Source organism: Thalassolituus sp. UBA2590 (assembly GCF_002339775.1).
GTDB lineage: Bacteria > Pseudomonadota > Gammaproteobacteria > Pseudomonadales > Oceanobacteraceae > Thalassolituus.
The window spans coordinates 1-18,832 of sequence record NZ_DDKU01000142.1 but is presented as its reverse complement, the minus strand read 5'-3'; the positions used below and the strand labels follow the sequence as shown (position 1 = coordinate 18,832).

Annotated in this window: 23 protein-coding genes; 3 read left to right on the top strand and 20 right to left on the bottom strand. The window is 51.7% G+C overall.

The window, feature by feature from the left end:
• Nucleotides 1-321: AraC family transcriptional regulator ligand-binding domain-containing protein (locus tag B2067_RS12365; RefSeq protein WP_301388648.1), on the bottom strand; the 321-nt coding region annotated here is incomplete at its 3' end.
• A gap of 95 nt (nt 322-416) precedes the next feature.
• Here B2067_RS12365 and B2067_RS12360 point away from each other — a divergent pair.
• The 3 genes from B2067_RS12360 to B2067_RS12350 all read left to right on the top strand — a co-directional run bounded on the left by B2067_RS12360 (nt 417) and on the right by B2067_RS12350 (nt 1,800).
• The gene (locus B2067_RS12360; protein WP_068438338.1) at nt 417-893 is read left to right on the top strand and encodes a DUF962 domain-containing protein; all 477 of its coding nucleotides are present in this window, start codon (nt 417-419) and stop codon (nt 891-893) included.
• Nucleotides 894-1,009: 116 nt separating this feature from the next.
• Nucleotides 1,010-1,360, top strand: coding sequence for a hypothetical protein (locus B2067_RS12355; protein ID WP_273089704.1), 351 nt, complete (start codon nt 1,010-1,012; stop codon nt 1,358-1,360).
• A 65-nt stretch (nt 1,361-1,425) separates the two neighbouring features.
• Nucleotides 1,426-1,800 carry an MAPEG family protein gene (locus B2067_RS12350; protein WP_301179833.1) on the top strand — a complete coding sequence of 125 codons (375 nt, stop codon included), beginning with the start codon at nt 1,426-1,428 and terminating at the stop codon, nt 1,798-1,800.
• A 51-nt stretch (nt 1,801-1,851) separates the two neighbouring features.
• On the opposite strand, the gene B2067_RS12345 is transcribed toward B2067_RS12350, so the two are convergent.
• The 19 genes from B2067_RS12345 to fliO all read right to left on the bottom strand — a co-directional run.
• Nucleotides 1,852-2,100: a hypothetical protein gene (locus B2067_RS12345; RefSeq protein ID WP_068438491.1), complete on the bottom strand. Its 249-nt coding sequence runs from the start codon at nt 2,098-2,100 to the stop codon at nt 1,852-1,854.
• A 166-nt stretch (nt 2,101-2,266) separates the two neighbouring features.
• Nucleotides 2,267-2,647, bottom strand: a complete 381-nt coding sequence (locus B2067_RS12340) for a DUF2802 domain-containing protein (protein WP_273089694.1) — start codon at nt 2,645-2,647, stop codon at nt 2,267-2,269.
• Between the two features lie 9 nt (nt 2,648-2,656).
• Nucleotides 2,657-3,136 (bottom strand): chemotaxis protein CheW, encoded by a 480-nt coding sequence (locus B2067_RS12335; protein WP_068440243.1) that lies wholly within the window; start codon nt 3,134-3,136, stop codon nt 2,657-2,659.
• Between the two features lie 176 nt (nt 3,137-3,312).
• Nucleotides 3,313-4,176 carry a chemotaxis protein CheW gene (locus B2067_RS12330; RefSeq protein ID WP_301388647.1) on the bottom strand — a complete coding sequence of 288 codons (864 nt, stop codon included), beginning with the start codon at nt 4,174-4,176 and terminating at the stop codon, nt 3,313-3,315.
• The gene (locus B2067_RS12325; RefSeq protein WP_068440239.1) at nt 4,169-4,489 is read right to left on the bottom strand and encodes a hypothetical protein; all 321 of its coding nucleotides are present in this window, start codon (nt 4,487-4,489) and stop codon (nt 4,169-4,171) included. Before B2067_RS12325 ends, B2067_RS12330 begins: the two co-directional genes overlap by 8 nt.
• Before the next feature lies 1 nt (nt 4,490).
• Nucleotides 4,491-5,264, bottom strand: a complete 774-nt coding sequence (locus B2067_RS12320; RefSeq protein ID WP_068440236.1) for a ParA family protein — start codon at nt 5,262-5,264, stop codon at nt 4,491-4,493.
• 233 nt (nt 5,265-5,497) lie between these two features.
• Nucleotides 5,498-6,550 (bottom strand): protein-glutamate methylesterase/protein-glutamine glutaminase, encoded by a 1,053-nt coding sequence (locus B2067_RS12315; protein WP_301378908.1) that lies wholly within the window; start codon nt 6,548-6,550, stop codon nt 5,498-5,500.
• Between the two features lie 13 nt (nt 6,551-6,563).
• A complete protein-coding gene (locus tag B2067_RS12310) occupies nt 6,564-8,879 on the bottom strand; it encodes a chemotaxis protein CheA (protein ID WP_301388646.1) in 2,316 nt (771 codons plus the stop codon).
• A gap of 12 nt (nt 8,880-8,891) precedes the next feature.
• On the bottom strand, nt 8,892-9,668 hold the full coding sequence (locus B2067_RS12305; RefSeq protein ID WP_068440228.1) for a protein phosphatase CheZ: 777 nt from the start codon (nt 9,666-9,668) through the stop codon (nt 8,892-8,894).
• A gap of 14 nt (nt 9,669-9,682) precedes the next feature.
• Nucleotides 9,683-10,069: a chemotaxis response regulator CheY gene (cheY, locus tag B2067_RS12300; RefSeq protein ID WP_068440287.1), complete on the bottom strand. Its 387-nt coding sequence runs from the start codon at nt 10,067-10,069 to the stop codon at nt 9,683-9,685.
• A gap of 157 nt (nt 10,070-10,226) precedes the next feature.
• Nucleotides 10,227-10,934: an RNA polymerase sigma factor FliA gene (locus tag B2067_RS12295; protein WP_302473559.1), complete on the bottom strand. Its 708-nt coding sequence runs from the start codon at nt 10,932-10,934 to the stop codon at nt 10,227-10,229.
• Nucleotides 10,935-10,955: 21 nt separating this feature from the next.
• The gene (locus B2067_RS12290; protein WP_076514917.1) at nt 10,956-11,774 is read right to left on the bottom strand and encodes a MinD/ParA family protein; all 819 of its coding nucleotides are present in this window, start codon (nt 11,772-11,774) and stop codon (nt 10,956-10,958) included.
• A 6-nt stretch (nt 11,775-11,780) separates the two neighbouring features.
• Nucleotides 11,781-13,124 carry a flagellar biosynthesis protein FlhF gene (gene flhF, locus B2067_RS12285; protein ID WP_068442322.1) on the bottom strand — a complete coding sequence of 448 codons (1,344 nt, stop codon included), beginning with the start codon at nt 13,122-13,124 and terminating at the stop codon, nt 11,781-11,783.
• 12 nt (nt 13,125-13,136) lie between these two features.
• The gene (flhA, locus tag B2067_RS12280) at nt 13,137-15,347 is read right to left on the bottom strand and encodes a flagellar biosynthesis protein FlhA (RefSeq protein ID WP_414716539.1); all 2,211 of its coding nucleotides are present in this window, start codon (nt 15,345-15,347) and stop codon (nt 13,137-13,139) included.
• 94 nt (nt 15,348-15,441) lie between these two features.
• The gene (gene flhB, locus B2067_RS12275) at nt 15,442-16,587 is read right to left on the bottom strand and encodes a flagellar biosynthesis protein FlhB (protein ID WP_297532876.1); all 1,146 of its coding nucleotides are present in this window, start codon (nt 16,585-16,587) and stop codon (nt 15,442-15,444) included.
• An 8-nt stretch (nt 16,588-16,595) separates the two neighbouring features.
• Complete coding sequence (gene fliR / locus B2067_RS12270) at nt 16,596-17,372, bottom strand: flagellar biosynthetic protein FliR (protein ID WP_068442316.1); 777 nt, start codon at nt 17,370-17,372, stop codon at nt 16,596-16,598.
• Between the two features lie 3 nt (nt 17,373-17,375).
• A complete protein-coding gene (locus tag B2067_RS12265; protein WP_297532873.1) occupies nt 17,376-17,645 on the bottom strand; it encodes a flagellar biosynthetic protein FliQ in 270 nt (89 codons plus the stop codon).
• Nucleotides 17,646-17,686: 41 nt separating this feature from the next.
• A complete protein-coding gene (fliP, locus tag B2067_RS12260; protein WP_348655064.1) occupies nt 17,687-18,454 on the bottom strand; it encodes a flagellar type III secretion system pore protein FliP in 768 nt (255 codons plus the stop codon).
• The coding region (fliO, locus tag B2067_RS12255) for a flagellar biosynthetic protein FliO (protein WP_301388645.1) at nt 18,451-18,832 on the bottom strand (382 nt) is incomplete at its 5' end. The genes fliP and fliO, both read right to left, overlap by 4 nt.

Genomic DNA, 18,832 nt, shown 5'->3' with positions numbered 1-18,832 from the left:
ACGCTCTGCCATGCCTAATGCCTCCAGCAAACTCCGGCTATGCATCAGGTTCATCGCCAATAGAGGAAAATGCAGTGGCGTAAGGTACTCGCCTAACCGCAGGCCTAACGGCTGATCTGTCGCTGCTGCGGCGGCTTTCCAGAACAACAGAGTGCGCTCCAGATCAATACGCGCGTCAGGCTCTGACAATTCGCCCGGCATAATACGCGCTTCCTGCAATACGCTATCCGCAGAAATGCCCAGAGAGCGAAAGCCCTGAAGTAGAACGGTCAGCCAGTGCGCCGACACACGTAACTGCGATGATTTCCTTTCTGTCGTCATAATGATTGCTTAGAACAAACCTCTGACCTGCAATGACAAGATAAAACCCGAGGGCTGACGTAGACTGAGCATAATAACAACAAACGGAGACTGCGATGAGCCGTAAAACTGTTGACCAATGGTTCGCTGAGTATGGTGAAAGCCATCAGAACCCACTGAACAAACTGATCCACTGGTTCTGTGTACCCCTGATCTATCTGGTGATTTTTGCCCTGTTATGGGAAATTCCGCAGCCTGACTGGCTGGCAGCTATACCACTGGTTAACTGGGCAGTCCTGGGCGCAGTGGTCACTATGACCTTCTATGTAAGACTGTCTAAACCACTGGCAAAAGGACTTGGAGTATTTACCCTGCTTTGCCTTCTGTTTCCGGTCGTCTATGAACAAATGACAGACACACCGCTCTGGCTGACCAGTGTTATTGCCTTTGTGATTCTCTGGATTATGCAGTTCGTCGGGCACCACATAGAGGGTAAAAAACCGTCGTTTTTCAAAGACATTCAGTTTTTGTTGATAGGCCCTGCCTGGGTGGTCGGCTTTCTCTATGACCGCCTGGGTATCAGCTATCGCTAAACTGACTAATACGACATGTGGGCCTGCCGGCCTGCATGTGCCATTGGCCACCTGTGTGATATCCGTTAAGGTCTGAGAATTGGAATCACGACCACTTCGCTTCAGGGACAGCCATCGTGCGCTTTTCACTCCGTGCCTCTGCTGGTTTTTCAACCTTGCAGACCACCGCAGGGATCATTATCAGCGGTATACTCACAGGTACTGCTCTCCACTACTTTCCAGACCTGCTTGATCAGGCAGATCGCGAAGTAACCCGTTACGCAGCGTCTGCGGAAGCAATTCACCAGGAAGTATGGGAAACCTATGAGGAAACACAGGGCATAAACGCCAAACCTCGACGGGAATCGGTGCGACACGGCTTCTCTGCCGCAAATGACCTTGTCGCTTCTCCACTCGGTGGCTACTGTTTTGACCCGGAAGCACCTGAGGGCAACCTCCAGGACTGTCCTGTCGCGGCTTCAGATTAGGCCCTGTTAACTCTGCGTAACTGAGGTCTGTTAAGAGCCAATCAATATCAGAACAAGGAAATACTATGACTCTCGCCTACTGGTGCGTGCTGGCAGCCGCACTGATGCCATTCCTTTTTACGGGTATCGCCAAATTCAGCGGTGGACGTTACAACAATTACTCGCCGCGCGAGTTTCTTGAAAAACAGGAAGGTTTCCGCAAACGTGCCCACTGGGCTCAGCTGAATAGCTTCGAAGCATTCCCGATGTTCGCTGCTGCCGTGATTATTGCTCACCTGACCGGTGCAGAGCAGGATTACATTAATACTCTGGCAATTGCGTTTATTGGTATCCGTATCGTGTACGGAGCTATGTACCTTGCGAATCTGGCCGCACTGCGCACACTGGTCTGGTCAGCAGGACTGGCTTGTGTGATTGCCCTCTTCGCGGCAGGCGCCTGAGCTAGTTGGGGCAATCCCCTGAATGCAAAACGGTAGTCACTTGATTAAGTACTACGCAGTCAGGTGGTGGCCCCGAAGTTTGTAGCAATACGATGGGTTGCAGTAGATGACGATCTGACGGCCCTTGTCAGGCGTCTCAATCATATACAGGTCATTGAATCCCGGAGTGTGCTCAGAAAACATCGTGTTCTTCAGGACCTGTGCGTGCCATTGAACCGATCTGTCATACTCGTGTACAGCAGGTTGATCCGTCACAGCTACAAGTGCCACAGCCATGATCGTCGATAGCAGGTATTTCATCGATACCCCTCCTCGCTGACGCTAACACCTTTCTGTTCATCAAAAAGGCAGTATCAGTAAGTATAGAAGAGCTTTCTGAGGCGGCGTGGCCTTTCACGTTGAGATTCGTAACCGGTTCACATATTCAAAGCGGGAAACGCCTGAAATGTTATCGAGGTCTCACTGATCAGGCATTCACACTCTGACGCATAGAGACAAGAAGCTCAGCTTCGGCTCTGGCAACACCCAGTGAGTCGATCAGGTCTTCAGCAGACGCCCCCATTCCCGCGAGACGAGATGCCTGCTCAAAACGCGCATCAGGTGCCGCAGACGCAGGCCGCTTGTCTGCCGCTGCCGCCCTGGCTTCTACCTGCTTCATCCTGCGCCCGAGACCAATTGCACTTTTGCTGATGGCCTCCTGCCCCTGCTGCAGCTGAAAGATTTTGTCCTCCAGCTGCTGTGTCTCCCTGCTTTGCTGTTTACGCAGCGCGACGATAAATCCTGCCGCTGCCAGCAAAACAGTGAAATTTCCGATGAGTAACCAATGAACCAGCGTCAGTGTTAGCATGACAGACCCCTATAGACCGTGAAGTTCTGTCCACTCCTCATCTGTCATCAGTTTTTCAAGATCCACCAGAATAAGAAGTTCATCGTTCTTATGGCAGACACCCTGAATAAACTTGGCGCTTTCTTCATTGCCGACATTCGGAGTGGTTTCGATTTCTGACTGACGTAGATAAACCACCTCAGCCACCGCATCCACGAGAATGCCCACGACCTGATTCTCTGCCTCGATAATGACGATACGAGTCTGGTCTGTGGTGTCCGATGTCGGCAAGCCAAAACGCTGTCGGGTGTCGATCACAGTGACGACATTACCCCGCAGGTTAATGATGCCCAGTACATAAGGTGGCGCCCCGGGTACTGGTGCTATTTCGGTATAACGCAGTACTTCCTGAACCTGCATCACGTTAATACCGTAACTCTCGTTTTCAAGCCGGAAGGTTACCCATTGGAGTACCGGATCTTCCGCACTTTTAGCGGCAATTGCTGACATAAAACATCCTCGCTAAGAAAGGCCGATGCCTGACAGTGTCAAAAACACTACAAACCTTTCTTAACTATAGATCAGAGCACAAAGTGTACCAGCCGAAATGAAGGAAAATTTGTAACTTAAAAAAAAGAGAGCCCAAAGCCGGGTAAAGCGCTGGTTTACAGCGTCTTTTCAGGGGTTCAGCCTTGCGTCGACTTCAAGTGAGACTCAAGAAGATCGACCAGGCTGGGTACATCCAGCAAAGCACACATCTCTGAAATGACAGTGCCCGCCAGCCAAGGGCGTTTGCTTGCGTCTCCGCGCCATTTAATTGACTCAGAAACCAGTGTAATAGTGTCGCAAATACCTTCGCAAGCGAGCGCCCAAGGCGTACGATCCAGCTGAATGAGATATTCGTATCCAGATTCACGTAAAGATATGCCGCGCTCTGGCATAATCAATCTGGCGCTGTCGACGATCGTCAATTTGTCGGTATCGCTCTGCCATACCCCCAGAGACCAGTCGGATTGACCAAACAGTGGCGTTACTTTCATGTTTTCAGCTGGGTACACTCCCCCCAACTGGGAAAGAGGAATCGCGAGCTTTAAACCAGCAACACTGAACAACAGACACTCGACACCCTGACTCGAATCCCACAGCAACTTCTTTTTATCTTTCGTAACGGTGGCGGTCTCGTCTTCTACGGTGACGCTGGTCTGTAGCTCCTGCGAAACAATATTTGCCTCTGGGGATGCCTCTTCAACCTTAACTTCTGGATCAAGGGCGTATGGGTCCCAGTCCTGAATTTCATCTGTGACTACCTCCGGCTGAAGCGAAAGTGACGCTTCTTCCATCAGCGTCCCGGTAATCTCCGATGTATCGACATCGTTCACCACCACAGGCTCTGGTGCAGCTGCCGTTTCAGTCACCACAGATACTTCTGTAGCGACAATCAGAAGTTGGTCGAGATAGTTCTGGAGAACACCATCAACCTGATTTTCTTTAGTAAGAGTACTGGCTTCCTGCGCAGGGACTTTGTCGTCCGTCAGCTGGCTTTCAGACATCGAGGACACCTGCGCAACACGACAGGACGTGAAGTTTCAGCCGGCTGGGGGGAATCGTCTGAACGACATGCAGCAACCGCAAAGCGGTAATGCGGTTGATCGCTACTGCATTCATTTTCAGCGGTGGCTTTAATGCAATAACCCGCATTCCCAAAGCAATGGTATCGGTCGCGACCGGTTTGTACTCTTCCTCAGGCGCCTGTGCCGCAGCGCCAGCGAGCAGGTCGCTGACGATGGCTTTTCTCGGGTCCTCATCGACTGTCGTCAACAGACTGTCAAAGTACCCCATCAAGACATCCGTATTCCCCGACATTTCAGCGTTTCTCTCCACTTAATTGGGCAAGCAGATGGCGATACGCCCGGACGCCACGAGTATTCGGATCTAACTGGTGGGGAAATATTCCCTCATGACTGGCATCACGCAACCGGGTATCCACTGGAATTGCTTCATCCCATAACGCTCCCTGATAGGTACGTCGCATTTCTTTAAGGCTGGTTAATGAAGCGGATGTACGCCGATCGAACAGCGTCGGAACGATTGTATATGGCAGCTCACGCTTTTGTGACTTCATGACCATTTTAAGGGTATGCACCATTCGCTCCAGACCTTTGAGCGCCAGGTGTTCAGTCTGTGTTGGGATAACCAGCTGCTGACAGGCAGCAAGAGCGTTGACCAACAGGACTCCCAGAATAGGCGGAGTATCCAGCAAGGCATAGTCATAATCATCCCAGAGCTGCGCCAGGCTCCTCGCGAGTACCAGCCCCATACCGTCCTGACCACTTACCTGCCGCTCAAGAGTGGCAAGGGAGGTTGTCGCAGGAAGCATAGAAACATTCGGCAAGCTGGTTGCCTTCAATGTATCGCGGATGTAATCCACATTGCGCCAGCGTTGCTCAAAGAATAAGTGATACAGACTTCTTTCAAGACCGTCCGGGTCCTGGCCAAAGTAACTGGTCAGAGAACCATGGGGGTCGAGGTCTACCAGAAGCACACGGTGCCCCTGGTCAGCCAACAGCCCACCCAGAGAAACTACCGATGTCGTTTTACCCACCCCACCTTTCTGATTGGATATCGACCAGATTTTCACAATAGTATTCCTCTCCGCTCAAAGCAGAACGTCTGCTTATCGCATGAATCTCAATGCCCTACCAGAAACTAAGCAAATATCATGTCAGTTTTAAAATAAACTGGTATTTACGGTCAGAAGTTCACCTGCAACGGTGGGTTGTCAGGCAATGAGCTAATGAGCACACCCCAGATTATGCATAGCACAGAAAGAAGCGGCAAAAGCCTGCCGTTTGAGTGGAGTTCCAGACAGAGTCAGAGCTGACTCATGAACTTACTAACATCATTAAGTGGAAGGACACGATCAGCTAACCCTGCATTGATCACAGCCATCGGCATTCCATAAATAACACAGCTCTGTTCATCCTGAGCCCACAAGTGACCACCCGACTGTTTGAGTAACCGGGCTCCTTCACGTCCATCTGCTCCCATCCCCGTCAAGACAATGCCTAACGCCTTACTACCGTAATGTTTTGCTGCAGAAGCAAGAGCAATATCGACACTCGGCCGATAGCTTACCCGCTCGTCACTTTCCAGAATATGAATCGATCCACCGTGGCGTTTATCAACGATCAGCTGCTTGCCCCCAGGTGCAACATAAACGTGACCCGGTTTTAAAATATCACCCTCTTCTGCCTCTTTGACACTTAACGCACTGAGATTATTCAGCCGCTCAGCAAACGCTGCGGTGAACGAAGCAGGCATGTGCTGCACGATAATAATGGGCTTGTTAAATCCTGCGGGCAAACTCTTGAAAATATTCTGCAGAGCAGCAGGGCCACCGGTGGACGTACCAATGACCACCAGTTCAAGATGACGCGGCACCGGCTCGTTCGCCCCTGCCGCAGTGGGCGTCTTTTTTTGTGAAGGTTGAGATGGGGAGGTTGAAACCTGCGCGGTACCCTTCAGCTGCCCCCTCGCTACGGCAATAATTTTTTCGGCAAGTAACTTACGGATAGAGGCTGCGTTGCGGGCAATAGCATCGAAATTCTTTGGTAAAAAATCGACGGCTCCAGCGTCCAGAGCATCCAGAGTTACCCGGGCACCTTCAAAGGTCAATGACGAAAACATCAGAACTGGCACCGGGGTCGATGCCATTATTTTTCGTACTGCGGTGATGCCATCCATGACAGGCATCTCGTAATCCATGGTGATTACGTCAGGTTTGAGTTTGTCATTCAGCTCAATGGCCTGAAGTCCGTTTTCAGCAACGCCAATGACCTCAAGACGAGGATCGGCATTGATAATATCTGTCACCCGGCGGCGGAAAAAACCTGAATCATCCACCACCAGTACTTTTAAAGCCATAATACTTCCTGTGTCAGGCCGCGCTCGATTGTCGAGTCGCATAACGCGTCAGCATGCTTGGAATATCAAGGATCAACGCAATGCGGCCATCACCTGTAATGGTTGCTCCAGCCATCCCGGCGGTACCGTGGAGCATTTTCCCCAGTGGCTTAATAACCACTTCTTCCTGACCAATTAACTGATCAACGACAAAGCCGACTTTGTTCGTACCTACCGAAACCACTACCACATGAGCGGACTCGTCGGCTTTCGCAAACTGCTCGCCTTTCACCAACCAACGCTTGAGATGAAACAGCGGAATAGCACGTTCACGCACAACCACAACTTCCTGCCCATCGACGACATTGGTCTGAGTAAGATCCAGGTGGAAAATCTCATTTACGTTCACAAGTGGGAAGGCAAACGCCTGATCTTTCAGCATCACCATCAGCGTCGGCATAATCGCGAGCGTTAAAGGCACTTTAATACTGATCGTTGTACCTTCACCCTTGAACGAGTCAATCGATATCGTACCGTTGAGCTGTGTGATTTTTGTCTTAACAACGTCCATTCCCACGCCACGGCCAGAAACATCGGATATCTGTTCTTTAGTGGAAAAACCCGGCGCGAAAATGAGATTAAAACATTCATTGTCTGTCAGGCGGTCTGCGGCATCCTGATCCATAACACCTTTTTCTACCGCCTTGCGTCTCAGGACATCAGCATCCATACCGGCACCGTCATCCTGAATCCGTAGCAGAATATGATCGCCTTCCTGCTCTGCTGAGAGAATGACCGTACCCACGCGACTTTTGCCACTGGCTTCGCGCACATCTGGTTGCTCAACGCCGTGGTCTACCGAGTTACGTACAAGGTGAACCAGTGGATCTGCGAGCGCTTCTACCAGATTTTTGTCCAGGTCCGTTTCTTCGCCGCGCAGCTCAAGATTAATTTCTTTCTTTAACTGTCGGGCCAGATCCCGTACCACTCTAGGGAAGCGACCAAAGACTTTCTTGATCGGTTGCATCCGCGTCTTCATCACGGACGACTGCAAATCGCCAGTCACTACATCCAGATTAGCGACGGCTTTCGCCATGGATTCATCGCTGCTCTTAAGTCCCAGGCGAACCAGACGGTTACGCACCAGTACGAGCTCACCCACCATGTTCATGATGTCATCGAGGCGCTTAGTATCAACACGGACAGTCGCCTCGGCCATGGCCTCTTTTTCGTTCTTGCGAGCGTCCGGCTTCGCTTTGGGTGCAGAGGACGCGGCAGGAGCGGCAGATTTAGCCGCCTCAGGCTTAGCGGCCGGTGTGGCTGCTGGCTTCGGCGTTGCTGCTTCAGGCTTTTTGACAGCCGTTTCTTCTGGCGCTTTCGCGGCAGGAGGTTTAGCTACTGCCGCAGATGAGCCCTGTGGTGCCGTTATGTCTGTTGCACCGGGCTTGCCTTTTCCGTGTAAGCGATCAAGCAATTCTTCAAATTCAGAATCAGTAATCAGATCGCTGTCACGACCCCCCGCCGATGGCGCTGACGCAGCAGGCGACTCTGGAGTAGCTGTTTTTTCTGGTTCATCAGGTGCCGGAGCTTCTGGCTTATTCGACGAAGACGAATCGACGGGCTTACCTTTTCCATGAATCTGATCCAGCAGAGCTTCAAATTCATCTTCTGTGATTTCATCGTCAGACGCTGATGCAACAGGTCCACTGTCGGTGTCGAACAGATCATCCCCACCAAAAAGGTTGTCATCATCACCAGTATTCTGTGCGGCAGCAGGGGCCTCCGTAGCAGCAGATGCAGCATCAGATTTTTCATCTAACGCATCAAGCAATTGCTCAAATTCATCATCGGTGATGTCGCCGTTGTCCGCATCCGCTGAAGTGCCTTCTGCAGAAGGCGCTTCAGCTTCTTCGACTACTGATTCTTCCACTGCAGCAGCTTCAACTGCTGGGGCTTCGTCCTCAGGCAATGCCAGATGATGCAAATTATCCAGCAAGCTCTGCTCTGCGGGCTCTGGCATTTCACCAGAACGCACACAGTCAAACATTTCATTAACGGTATCCAGAGCACTGAGAACCACATCCATCAGGTCTGCATTCACCGATCGTTTGCCATTACGAAGCGTATCGAACACGTTCTCGGCCGCATGGCAGCAATCCACCAGAGGGTTCAACTGCAAAAAGCCAGCACCGCCTTTTACCGTATGGAATCCACGGAAGATTGCGTTCAGGAGATCCTTATCGTCTGGACTGTTCTCCAGATCCACCAGCTGCTCTGACAGCAGTTCCAGGATTTCTCCCGCCTCTACGAGAAAGTCCTGGAGAATCTCTTCATCAGCATCGAAACTCATTCAACCGCTCCTCTAGAACCCTAAGCTCGACAACAGATCATCGACATCATCCTGGCTACTCACTACACCATCGGCTTTGCTATCGGTCTGTGGACCTTCAGGGTTAATATCCGGGCCTTTATCAGGCGCCGGCGTGCTTTGTTCAAACTCATGGTTGATGCCAGTGATCTGATCAACCTGCCCTGCCATCGAGACCAGTGTGACCAGGCGTCCTTCCACATCGCGAATCAGATTGATCACTTTATGAATGACCTGCCCGGTCAAATCCTGAAAGTCCTGAGCCAGGACAATTTCAGAAAACTGTTTCTTTATTTCCGACGAATCTTTAACGCTGCTGGAAAGATATTCATCAATATCACGACTGAGTTCGCGAAATTCGGAGGTATTCATTTCGCGTTTCATAAATCGTTTCCAGCGAGCAGAAAGTTCCGCTGCCCGATCGCCCATAGCGCCCGCCAAAGGGCCGCCGGCATCGGCGATATCCATCGTGCGATTGGCTGACTTATCCGTCATTTCAAGAACGTACGTCAGCTTATCGGTTGTCTCGGTAATATCAGAAGCGGCGCCAACCGTATCGACATTCAGATTCTTGATCGACTCATGCAAGGCACGGGTCAGTCGTCCGATCTCGTTATACAGTGTGCGATCACGCAACTGATTGAGGTCGTTTACCAGAGCAACTGCTTTACCGAGATCTCCCTGCTCGAGCTGTTCGAGCATATTCTCCGCAAGCGAGCGTATCTCCGAGCCGACCTGGTTGTCCTTATTGTCCAGGTTTACATCCACCATGGCGCTACCTTTAATCAGCCTTCGACGCGTTCAAAAATCTTATCGATTTTTTCTTTAAGTACTGCCGCGGTGAAGGGCTTAACGACGTATCCGTTCACGCCTGCCTGTGCCGCTGCAACGATCTGATCGCGCTTGGCTTCCGCAGTCACCATCAGAACTGGCAGAGTTTTAAGGCGCTCGTCTTCCCGCACATGCTTGAGAAGATCCAGGCCTGTCATCCCTGGCATGTTCCAGTCGGTGACCAGAAAATCGAAGTCGCCATTCTGCAGCATCGGCAACGCTGTTGTGCCATCGTCTGCCTCCTGAGTGTTGGTGAAACCAAGATCACGCAGCAGGTTTTTGACGATACGTCTCATTGTTGAAAAATCATCCACAATGAGAATTTTCATGTTCTTGTCCAAAACGACCTCCAATATACGACTTTTACAAACCAAGCCGGTCCTGAATTAAGTTTAGACCCAGTTAGCGGTTTATCCAGAAAGAGAGAGAAAGAATAGAAAAGAATAATGACGGCGTCTGATATGGTCTGAAAGCGCTGGATGCGCCGGTAGGGAAAAATCAGGCCCAATCACTCAGACGCGCGCGTAAACGGTGTGTGGCTTGAGAGTGCAGCTGACTCACGCGAGACTCGCTGACGCCTAATACAGCGCCAATTTCTTTGAGGTTCAGCTCTTCGTCATAGTAAAGAGCAAGAACGAGCTGCTCGCGCTCTGGCAGGCCTGAAATGGCTTCCGCCAACTGGCGACGAAATGCATCCCTCTCCATGCCTTTTCCGGGCCCGGGGGTGGAGTCATCCATCAGATCGGGAGAACTGTCGTTTTCCAGCAACTCTTCATAGCTGAACAGACGACAACCCGCACTATCCTTCAGTATCTGGTGGTACTCGTCCTGGCTTATACCAAGGACAGCCGCAACCTCACTGTCGTCGGCATCACGACCTTTGACTGCTTCAACCTGTTTAATCGCATCCTGGATACGGCGGGCATTGCGATGCACTGAACGGGGTGCCCAGTCACCTTTGCGTATTTCGTCGAGCATGGCCCCACGAATCCGGATACCGGCGTAGGTTTCGAAGCTCGCGCCTTTGCCGCCATCGTATTTACGCGCAGCTTCAAGCAAACCGATCATGCCCGACTGGATCAGGTCATCTACCTGCACACTGTCCGGTAAGCGTCCCATCAGATGATGAGCAATCCGCTTCACCAGACCCGCGTGTTCCCGGACCAGATCGTCGAAATTAGTATTCTGAACGTCGGAGTACACCAGACAACTTCCCGTCGACACCCGTCATGCTCCTACCTGATCAACCAGCCGGTCCACGAAGAACTCAAGATGTCCGCGTGGCGTGGATGGCAGCGGCCAGCTGTCTACTTTCTTGGCTAACGCCCGGAAAGACGTCGCTGCTTTTGACCGTGGATAGGCTTCAATTACCGCCTTCTGACGCTGTACCGCTCGCTTAACCGCATCGTCAGAAGGAACTGCGCCAACGTATTGCATAGCAACATCAAGAAAACGATCAGTGACTTTGGTCAGCTTGGCAAACAAGGCCATACCGTCCTGCGGTGACTTCACCATATTGGCAACGACACGGAAACGGAACAGACCGTAATCGCGGTTCAGAAGTTTAATCTGAGCATACGCATCCGTGATCGAAGTCGGCTCGTCAGTCACGACTACCAGTACTTCCTGTGACGCCCGGACAAAACTCAGGACAGTATCTGAAATCCCCGCTGCCGTATCGATGATCAGTACATCAATATCGTCGCCGATATCGCTGAACGCCTGAATCAGCCCGGCATGTTCCATTGGATTCAACTGCGACAGTTTCTGGGTCCCCGAAGAGGCAGGCACAATTCTGATACCACCGGGGCCTTTGACCAGAACTTCTCTCAGGTCACACTCGCCCTGCAGCACATTTTCAATTGTCTTGTTCGAGCTGATACCGAGAAGAATATCGATATTTGCCAGTCCGAGGTCGGCATCAAGGATGACGACACGTCGGCCCATTTCAGACAGGGCAATACCAAGGTTTACGGAGACATTGCTTTTGCCAACACCGCCTTTACCGCCGGTGACTGCTATGACCTGTACAGGATGACTCGCCATCTTCAATTAAACTCCGTGTTGAAAGCTTTTCTGTTGTGTTGCCATGTTCATTGCTTCTGCCGCCTGCCAGCGCGTTCTTGCCATCCGCGCCATTTGCTCAGCAAGGTTGACCAGTCTTGATGCATCCGGGTAATGCAGATCATCCGGAATGTGAGGACCGTCGGTAATCAGGGTCAGTGGCAAGCGGGTCAGAGCGGCAACACTGAGGCCAGCCCCCAGGCTGAAACACTCATCCAGTTTGGTGAAAATACAACCATCCAGCCCCGCTGGCTTGAAGTGCTCGTAGTTCTCCTGAAGGCAACGCGCCTGACTTGTCAGAGGCAGCACCAGAAACTTACGAACATCACGACCAGTCTGTTTAAGCATAGACAACTGTGACGAAAAATGTGGGTCCTGACTGGCAAGTCCGGCACTATCGATCAATACCAGTTTCTTCTTGCGCAGCGTGCTGAGCGTTTTCACCAGATCACCATTCTGCAACACCACTTTCATCTCGACACCCAGAATCCGGGCGAACGCCTGCAACTGGTCATGCGCTGCCATGCGATAATTATCAAGCGTCACGAAGGCGACCGAGTCTGGCCCATGGCGCTGAACAAATCGCGCAGCAATTTTGCCCAAAGTAGTTGTCTTGCCTGCACCGGTCGGACCGACAAGGGCGATGGTTCCGCCCTTTTCGAGTACGCCCTGAGGCAGTAACGGCAGATCGCTCTGGATAACGCCCAAGGCGGATTTCCAGGCCTGCTCAAGGTCTCCACTCTGATCGCTCATACTAACGACCCTGTCAGCCCACGCGGGCTCGAGACCAATGTCCTGGCAACGCTGCCACAGCTGAGACTGCTGCCAGGTTAATGGACGGCGGGTATCCCATGCGCTGCCCTGATGGCTGACCAGCCAGTCTTTCAGCTCACGCAATTCACCCTGCATTTCCTGCAGGCGGGTCTGGTAGGTTTCTTCTGATTTTTTACGCTCTTCAACAGCCTGCTCCGCCAGTCGGGTAGCGGCTGCCACATCCGCTTCGGTACGACTCACCTGAGCTGACGCTTGCTGAGAGTCTCTTTGCTGTGGTGCATAATGCGCTGCAGTGTCAGCTGCATATTCCTGACGCTGGGCGGCACTCGCGCGTGCTGCCTGCTTCGCCGCTTCCAGCTCACGCTGAAGGCGCAGCTGACGATCCAGTTCGCTCTGCTTTGCCGTATCGATCTCTCCCAGCATCTCGCTGCTGGCCACAACTTCCATGCCGTTATCCAGGCGTCGGCTGGATACGATGACCGCATCCGGGCCCAGCTCAGCCGACACCATTTTCAATGCCAGCTGCATGTTGTCTGCGACGAAACGTTTTACCTTCATAATTCAGCCTCGTTACGACTTGCCACCAACGGCAGCAACGATCGTAATGCTCTTGTTGTCCGGCACTTCCTGGTAAGCCAGTACGTGCAATTGCGGAATACTGTTCCTGACGAACTGCGACATCGCCGGACGTAATTGCGAAGTCACCAGAAGCACCGCTGGGCGGCCTGCCGCTTCTTGTGTCTGCACCGATTCATTCAGTGAGCGTTGCAAGGTGTCTGCCATACCTGGTTCAAGAACCAGCCCCTGTTGGCTGCCCTGCTGAGCACTCTGCTGTAAGCTTTTCAGCAATAATTGTTCCAGCCCCGGATCCAGCGTCATCACAGGCAGTTCATCGGTGTTTCCAAAGATATTCTGAGTAATCATGCGGGCCAGAGCCAAACGAGCGGCAGAAACGAGAGCGGCAATATCTTGACTCTGAGCTGGAGAGTTCGCCAAAGACTCGGCGATAGAACGCAGATCTCGGATAGGCACCTGCTCACGCAGCAGGTTTTGCAGGACCGCGAGAAGCTGACTGATGCTGACTTTGTTGGGCACCAATTCTTCGGCCAGTTTCGGAGATGTCTTCGCCAGCATATCTACCAGGTGCTGAGCATCCTCATGACCAATCAATTCATGAGCATGAGTCTGCAACTTCTGATTCATATGCGTTGCGACCACGGTACTGGCATCGACGACGGTATAGCCAAGCGTTTGTGCCCGGTCTTTCAGATCTGGCGTGATCCAGTAAGCTTCCATACCGAAGGCTGGGTCGGTCGTCGCCATACCTTCGATTTTGCCGTATACCTGGCCTGGGTTAATCGCCAGCTCACGCTCAGGATGAATTTCTGCTTCCGCCAGCGTGACACCCATCAGGGTGATTCGGTACTGATTGGGCAACAGATCAAGGTTGTCGCGAATATGTACCGACGGAATGAGAAAGCCAAGTTCCTGCGACAGTTTGCGACGAACGCCTTTAATGCGGCTGAGTAGTTGCCCGCCCTGGTTTTTATCCACCAGCGGAATCAGGCGATAACCCACTTCAAGCCCAACGCGATCTACGGGCTCCACGTCGTCCCAGCCCAATTCTTTAACTTCCAGCTGCTTCATTGCCTCGGCAGCTTTTTCCTGCGGCGCTGCTAAGGCATTACCTGCGCCAGCGCCAGCTCCTTCAAGCGCCGGTGTATCTTTCGGCTTTCCACCCAATCGTCGCACGACTGCATCGCCCAGCTCACCGCCTTCTTTATTCCAGCGAATAACATAGGCAGCCAGGCCAGCCACCAGAGCGGCGCTGATAAATACCGTGTGTGGCATTCCCGGAACAACCCCCATTAACAGAAGTAGACCGGCAGACACAGCCAGCGCGCGGGAAGAACCAAACATCTGGCCAAAGACCTGCTGTCCCATGTCTTCATCGCCACCATTACGAGTGACCATAATGGCGGTTGCAGTCGACAGCAGCAGTGATGGAATCTGGGCAACCAGACCATCACCAATCGCCAGCAGCGTATACGCAGATACTGCATCACCAAACGTCAGGTTGTGCTGAGCCATACCGATGGCAAAGCCACCCACCACGTTAATGATCAGAATCAGAATGCCAGCGATCGCATCACCTTTTACGAATTTACTGGCACCGTCCATAGCACCGTAGAAGTCCGCTTCTGCGGCAATATCTGAACGACGTTTTTTCGCCTCTTCGGCCTCAATCAGGCCAGCATTCAAGTCAGCGTCAATGGCCATCTGCTTACCGGGCATAGCATCCAATGTGAAGCGCGCGCTCACTTCTGAAACACGGCCAGCACCTTTGGTCACCACCACAAAATTGATGATCATCAGAATCATAAAGACCACCAGACCCACGGCATAGTTACCGCCGATCAGCACTTCACCAAACGCCTCAATCACCTTACCCGCGGCATCACCACCTTCATGGCCATACAGGAGCACAACACGGGTTGAGGCGACGTTGAGTGCCAGACGCAACAATGTCGCGATCAGGAGAATGGTCGGGAAAATGGCGAAATCTAATGGGCGTTTTGAATAAACACTGACCAGTAATACGACTATAGATAAAGCAATATTAAAGGTGAAAAAGGTATCCAGCAGAAACGGCGGCAGAGGCAACGTCATCATGCCCAGCAACACCAGCAGCATGACTGGAATGCCGAGGTTGCCCTGCATAAGGATTGAGGCTCCGCTCTTCAGTTGTCCGACTACATTGCTTCCGGAGGCCGCTGCCATTTAGATACCCGTCAAAAAAATGTTCTACCAACTGGGTATCGCAAGAAGTGTTCCCGTTTTAATTCAGACAGTCATTTTTATCGAACTTTTTAAGTTATGAAGGATCTGGGTCGACTCTCAGATCACGAGGAATTGGCATGTCAGGCTTACGTTCAGGCTTCGGCCCTTTCCCCTTAGCGAACTGATCCATCTGATAGATATACGCCAGTACCTGCGCCACGGCGACATACAGCCCCTCTGGTATTTCATCGCCGACTTTGGTGTGGGTGTACAGGGCACGAGCCAATGGCGGTGCCTGCATCTGAGGTACGTTATTTTCTTTGGCGATTTCACGGATTTTTAAAGCAACCCGATCTGAACCTTTCGCCAGCAACACAGGCGCAGCACTGGCGCCCGCGTCGTAGCGTAGCGCAACCGAGTAGTGAGTTGGGTTAGTAATTACAACGTCTGCCTCTGGCACATCGGCCATCATCCGGCGCTGCGCAACTTCACGCTGTAACTGACGAACTTTGCTCTTAACCTCGGGCTTACCCTCGGTTTCTTTATATTCGTCTTTAATTTCCTGCATCGACATACGCATCTTTTTCGTGAAGCTGTATATCTGCCAGGGCACATCAACAATCGCGATCAGTGCCGTCGAGGCACACAGTGCCAGTACACTCCAGATGATAATCGTAATAGCGTGATCAATCGCTGATTCGGTACTCTCGTATTGAATGCGCATCGCATCCTGAAAAAAGAACAGAAGCGTCAACCAGGCGACGGTACCGACGACCAGCACTTTCGCCCATGCCTTAAACAGTTCAACCAGAGAGTTGGCAGAGAACATCCGCTTCAGGCCACTGAGCGGATTTAAGCGGTCGAGTTTGGGCGTGATGGCTTTGCCCGAAAATAACCACCCTCCGACTAGAAGCGGGCCCGCGAACGCGGCGATCAATACCACTACCAGCCAAGGTGCGAGAGCAATCGCCGCTTCTAGTGCTGATGCATCGAGATACGACGTCATCATACCGGTATCAAACGCGGTATCACGATCGAAAGAAAAAGAATGTTTGGCCATCGCAGCGATACGCTCTGACATGAATGGGCCAAACATCAGTAAGCCAGCAGCCCCCATGACCAGTACCATGGTGGTGCCGAGTTCTTTAGATCGGGGAACCTGACCTTCATCCCGCGCTTTTTGAAGGCGCCGGGGGGTGGGTTCTTCTGTTTTTTCCTGACTACTATCCTGCTCTGCCATAACAACCTCTAGAGAGTGATCAGCTTCTTCAGGAACTCGAAGAGAACATCCATGTAGCCATGAAAGCTGGATGCCATCTCATCAATGTTCAGCCACATAATTAACAGCCCGACAATCATGGTTACAGGAAAACCGAGTGCAAAAATATTCAGCTGTGGGGCCGCCCGCGTCATGACACCAAACGCGAGGTTCACAATCAGCAAAGCAGTCATGGCAGGTAGAGAAATCACCACTGCGGCAGCAATCATCCAGCCACTCCAATTGACCAGTAGTCCGAACTGCTCAGCAGAAAAACTGGCCATACCAATCGGGATTGAGCGAAAACTGTCGACCAGTATTTCAATAAGCACCAGGTGCCCGTTCAATGACAGAAATACCAGACTGACCATAAACAGAAACCACTGCGAGATAACGACCACCGATGCGCCCTGACTGGGGTCTACCGTGGTGGCGATACCCAGGCCGGTCTGCATCGCGATCAATTGCCCTGCAATCACAAACACCTGCATCAGCAGCTCGGTTACAAATCCGAGCAAAACGCCAATAAGCAGTTGCTGCAAAATAATAATGACAGACGCAAGGGAGATAGCTTCGACCTTAGGAATCGGCGGTAACAGAGGCACGACAACCAAAGTGACAGCAACGGCAAGAAGCAGACGTACCCGCATTGATACCATGCGGGTACCGATCAGGGGCATCACCATCAAGAGACCGGATATCCGCGCAAAGGGATACACGTATCGGGTAATCCAATGGCTGATATCGAGTGCCTCAAACTCTATCACGGGTCAGCCGATCAGGAAGGGAATATTGAGATAAATTTCACGCGTAAAGTCGAGCACCGCGCTGACAGCCCAGGGGCCAAACATAATCATCGCCAGCAAGGTAACCACTAAACGCGGCAGGAAACTCAAAGTCTGCTCGTTAATCTGGGTGGCCGCCTGAAAAGTACTTACCATCAGACCAATGATCAGACTGGGAACAATAATGACAACAACAATGGCCAGCACGATGTAGAGTGCATTGGTAAAAATATCGCCGATAATCGCTTCAGACATTCTCGCCTCCTGTCGCTGGTGACGTTTTCATAAGACCCTGCCTATATCGTTCCGAAACTATTCGCCAAAGTACCCATGATCAATGCCCAGCCATCAATCAACACGAATAACATAATTTTAAATGGCAACGAAATAATGATGGGCGACAGCATCATCATACCCATGGCCATCAGAATACTGGCGACGACAAGGTCGATGATCAGGAACGGAATAAATATCAGAAAGCCAATCTGAAACGCTGTTTTCAGCTCACTGGTAATAAACGCCGGAATCAGGATATGAATCGGTGTTTCTGCCGGGCCCGCAATATCAGTACGACCACTGATGCGCACAAACAAATCAAGATCTGTCTCCCGTGTTTGCGCCAGCATAAACTCATGCATCGGGACTGCGGCTCGCTCTAAAGCTTCAAGTGGTGCAATTTCTTCGGCGAGATATGGCTGAATCGCATCCGCATTTACGATACGGAAAACCGGCATCATGATAAACAGTGTCAGAAATAATGACAGGCCGAGTAGCACCTGATTCGACGGTGTCTGCTGCAGGCCAATGGCCTGTCGGAGAATCGCTAATACAACAATAATTCGGGTAAATGACGTCATCATAATGAGCAGCGACGGTAATACCGTCAGTAGCGTCATTAATACAAGGATCTGGATAGTAACTGAGTACTGACCACCGTTGTCATTAGCGGTATAAACAACGGCAGGAATACCGCCAGGGCCAGTTACCGGGGCCGCAGGGTCCGCGCCGAAGGCGAACGCCGGCATCATAAGAAACAGAGGCAGCCAACGCATCAGAGTCTTCATTTGCGTACAGCCTTCTTCAGAATATCGGCAAAATCAGCGGGCTTATTTTCTGCAACATCAATCGGTTGGTCCAGCGTTGCCAGCGTGTTAATGCCGTGCGGTGTAATACCAATCACAAGCTGTTGTTCACCGGCCTGAATAATGGCCACTTTTTCGCGCTGCCCTAAGGGTAGTACCGCAAGTGTTTTCAGGTGTTGAGCACCGCCTGTCCACTGACCAACGCGGGTTTTATTCACCAGCCAGGCCAGACCCACAATAAGGCCAAGTATGAGGATCAGGAAAAGCACGACCTTTCCAGCACTGGCCATCGGTGTCGCTTGCAGCATAGGCGTCACCTGTTCTTCAGCGAACGCCATGCCGGGCAGCAAGAGTAAAAAT

What these genes read in the sequence shown, in the direction of transcription:
- B2067_RS12345 (WP_068438491.1), bottom strand. Translation starts at nt 2,100, where the DNA reads ATGAAATACCTGCTATCGACGATCATGGCTGTGGCACTTGTAGCTGTG.
- B2067_RS12265 (WP_297532873.1), bottom strand. Translation starts at nt 17,645, where the DNA reads ATGTCTGAAGCGATTATCGGCGATATTTTTACCAATGCACTCTACATC.
- fliP (WP_348655064.1), bottom strand. Translation starts at nt 18,454, where the DNA reads ATGAAGACTCTGATGCGTTGGCTGCCTCTGTTTCTTATGATGCCGGCG.
- B2067_RS12360 (WP_068438338.1), top strand. Translation starts at nt 417, where the DNA reads ATGAGCCGTAAAACTGTTGACCAATGGTTCGCTGAGTATGGTGAAAGC.
- flhB (WP_297532876.1), bottom strand. Translation starts at nt 16,587, where the DNA reads ATGGCAGAGCAGGATAGTAGTCAGGAAAAAACAGAAGAACCCACCCCC.
- B2067_RS12330 (WP_301388647.1), bottom strand. Translation starts at nt 4,176, where the DNA reads ATGTCTGAAAGCCAGCTGACGGACGACAAAGTCCCTGCGCAGGAAGCC.
- B2067_RS12350 (WP_301179833.1), top strand. Translation starts at nt 1,426, where the DNA reads ATGACTCTCGCCTACTGGTGCGTGCTGGCAGCCGCACTGATGCCATTC.
- B2067_RS12305 (WP_068440228.1), bottom strand. Translation starts at nt 9,668, where the DNA reads ATGGTGGATGTAAACCTGGACAATAAGGACAACCAGGTCGGCTCGGAG.
- B2067_RS12310 (WP_301388646.1), bottom strand. Translation starts at nt 8,879, where the DNA reads ATGAGTTTCGATGCTGATGAAGAGATTCTCCAGGACTTTCTCGTAGAG.
- B2067_RS12335 (WP_068440243.1), bottom strand. Translation starts at nt 3,136, where the DNA reads ATGTCAGCAATTGCCGCTAAAAGTGCGGAAGATCCGGTACTCCAATGG.
- flhA (WP_414716539.1), bottom strand. Translation starts at nt 15,347, where the DNA reads ATGGCAGCGGCCTCCGGAAGCAATGTAGTCGGACAACTGAAGAGCGGA.
- B2067_RS12340 (WP_273089694.1), bottom strand. Translation starts at nt 2,647, where the DNA reads ATGCTAACACTGACGCTGGTTCATTGGTTACTCATCGGAAATTTCACT.
- flhF (WP_068442322.1), bottom strand. Translation starts at nt 13,124, where the DNA reads ATGAAGGTAAAACGTTTCGTCGCAGACAACATGCAGCTGGCATTGAAA.
- B2067_RS12315 (WP_301378908.1), bottom strand. Translation starts at nt 6,550, where the DNA reads ATGGCTTTAAAAGTACTGGTGGTGGATGATTCAGGTTTTTTCCGCCGC.
- B2067_RS12325 (WP_068440239.1), bottom strand. Translation starts at nt 4,489, where the DNA reads ATGTCGGGGAATACGGATGTCTTGATGGGGTACTTTGACAGTCTGTTG.
- B2067_RS12290 (WP_076514917.1), bottom strand. Translation starts at nt 11,774, where the DNA reads ATGGCGAGTCATCCTGTACAGGTCATAGCAGTCACCGGCGGTAAAGGC.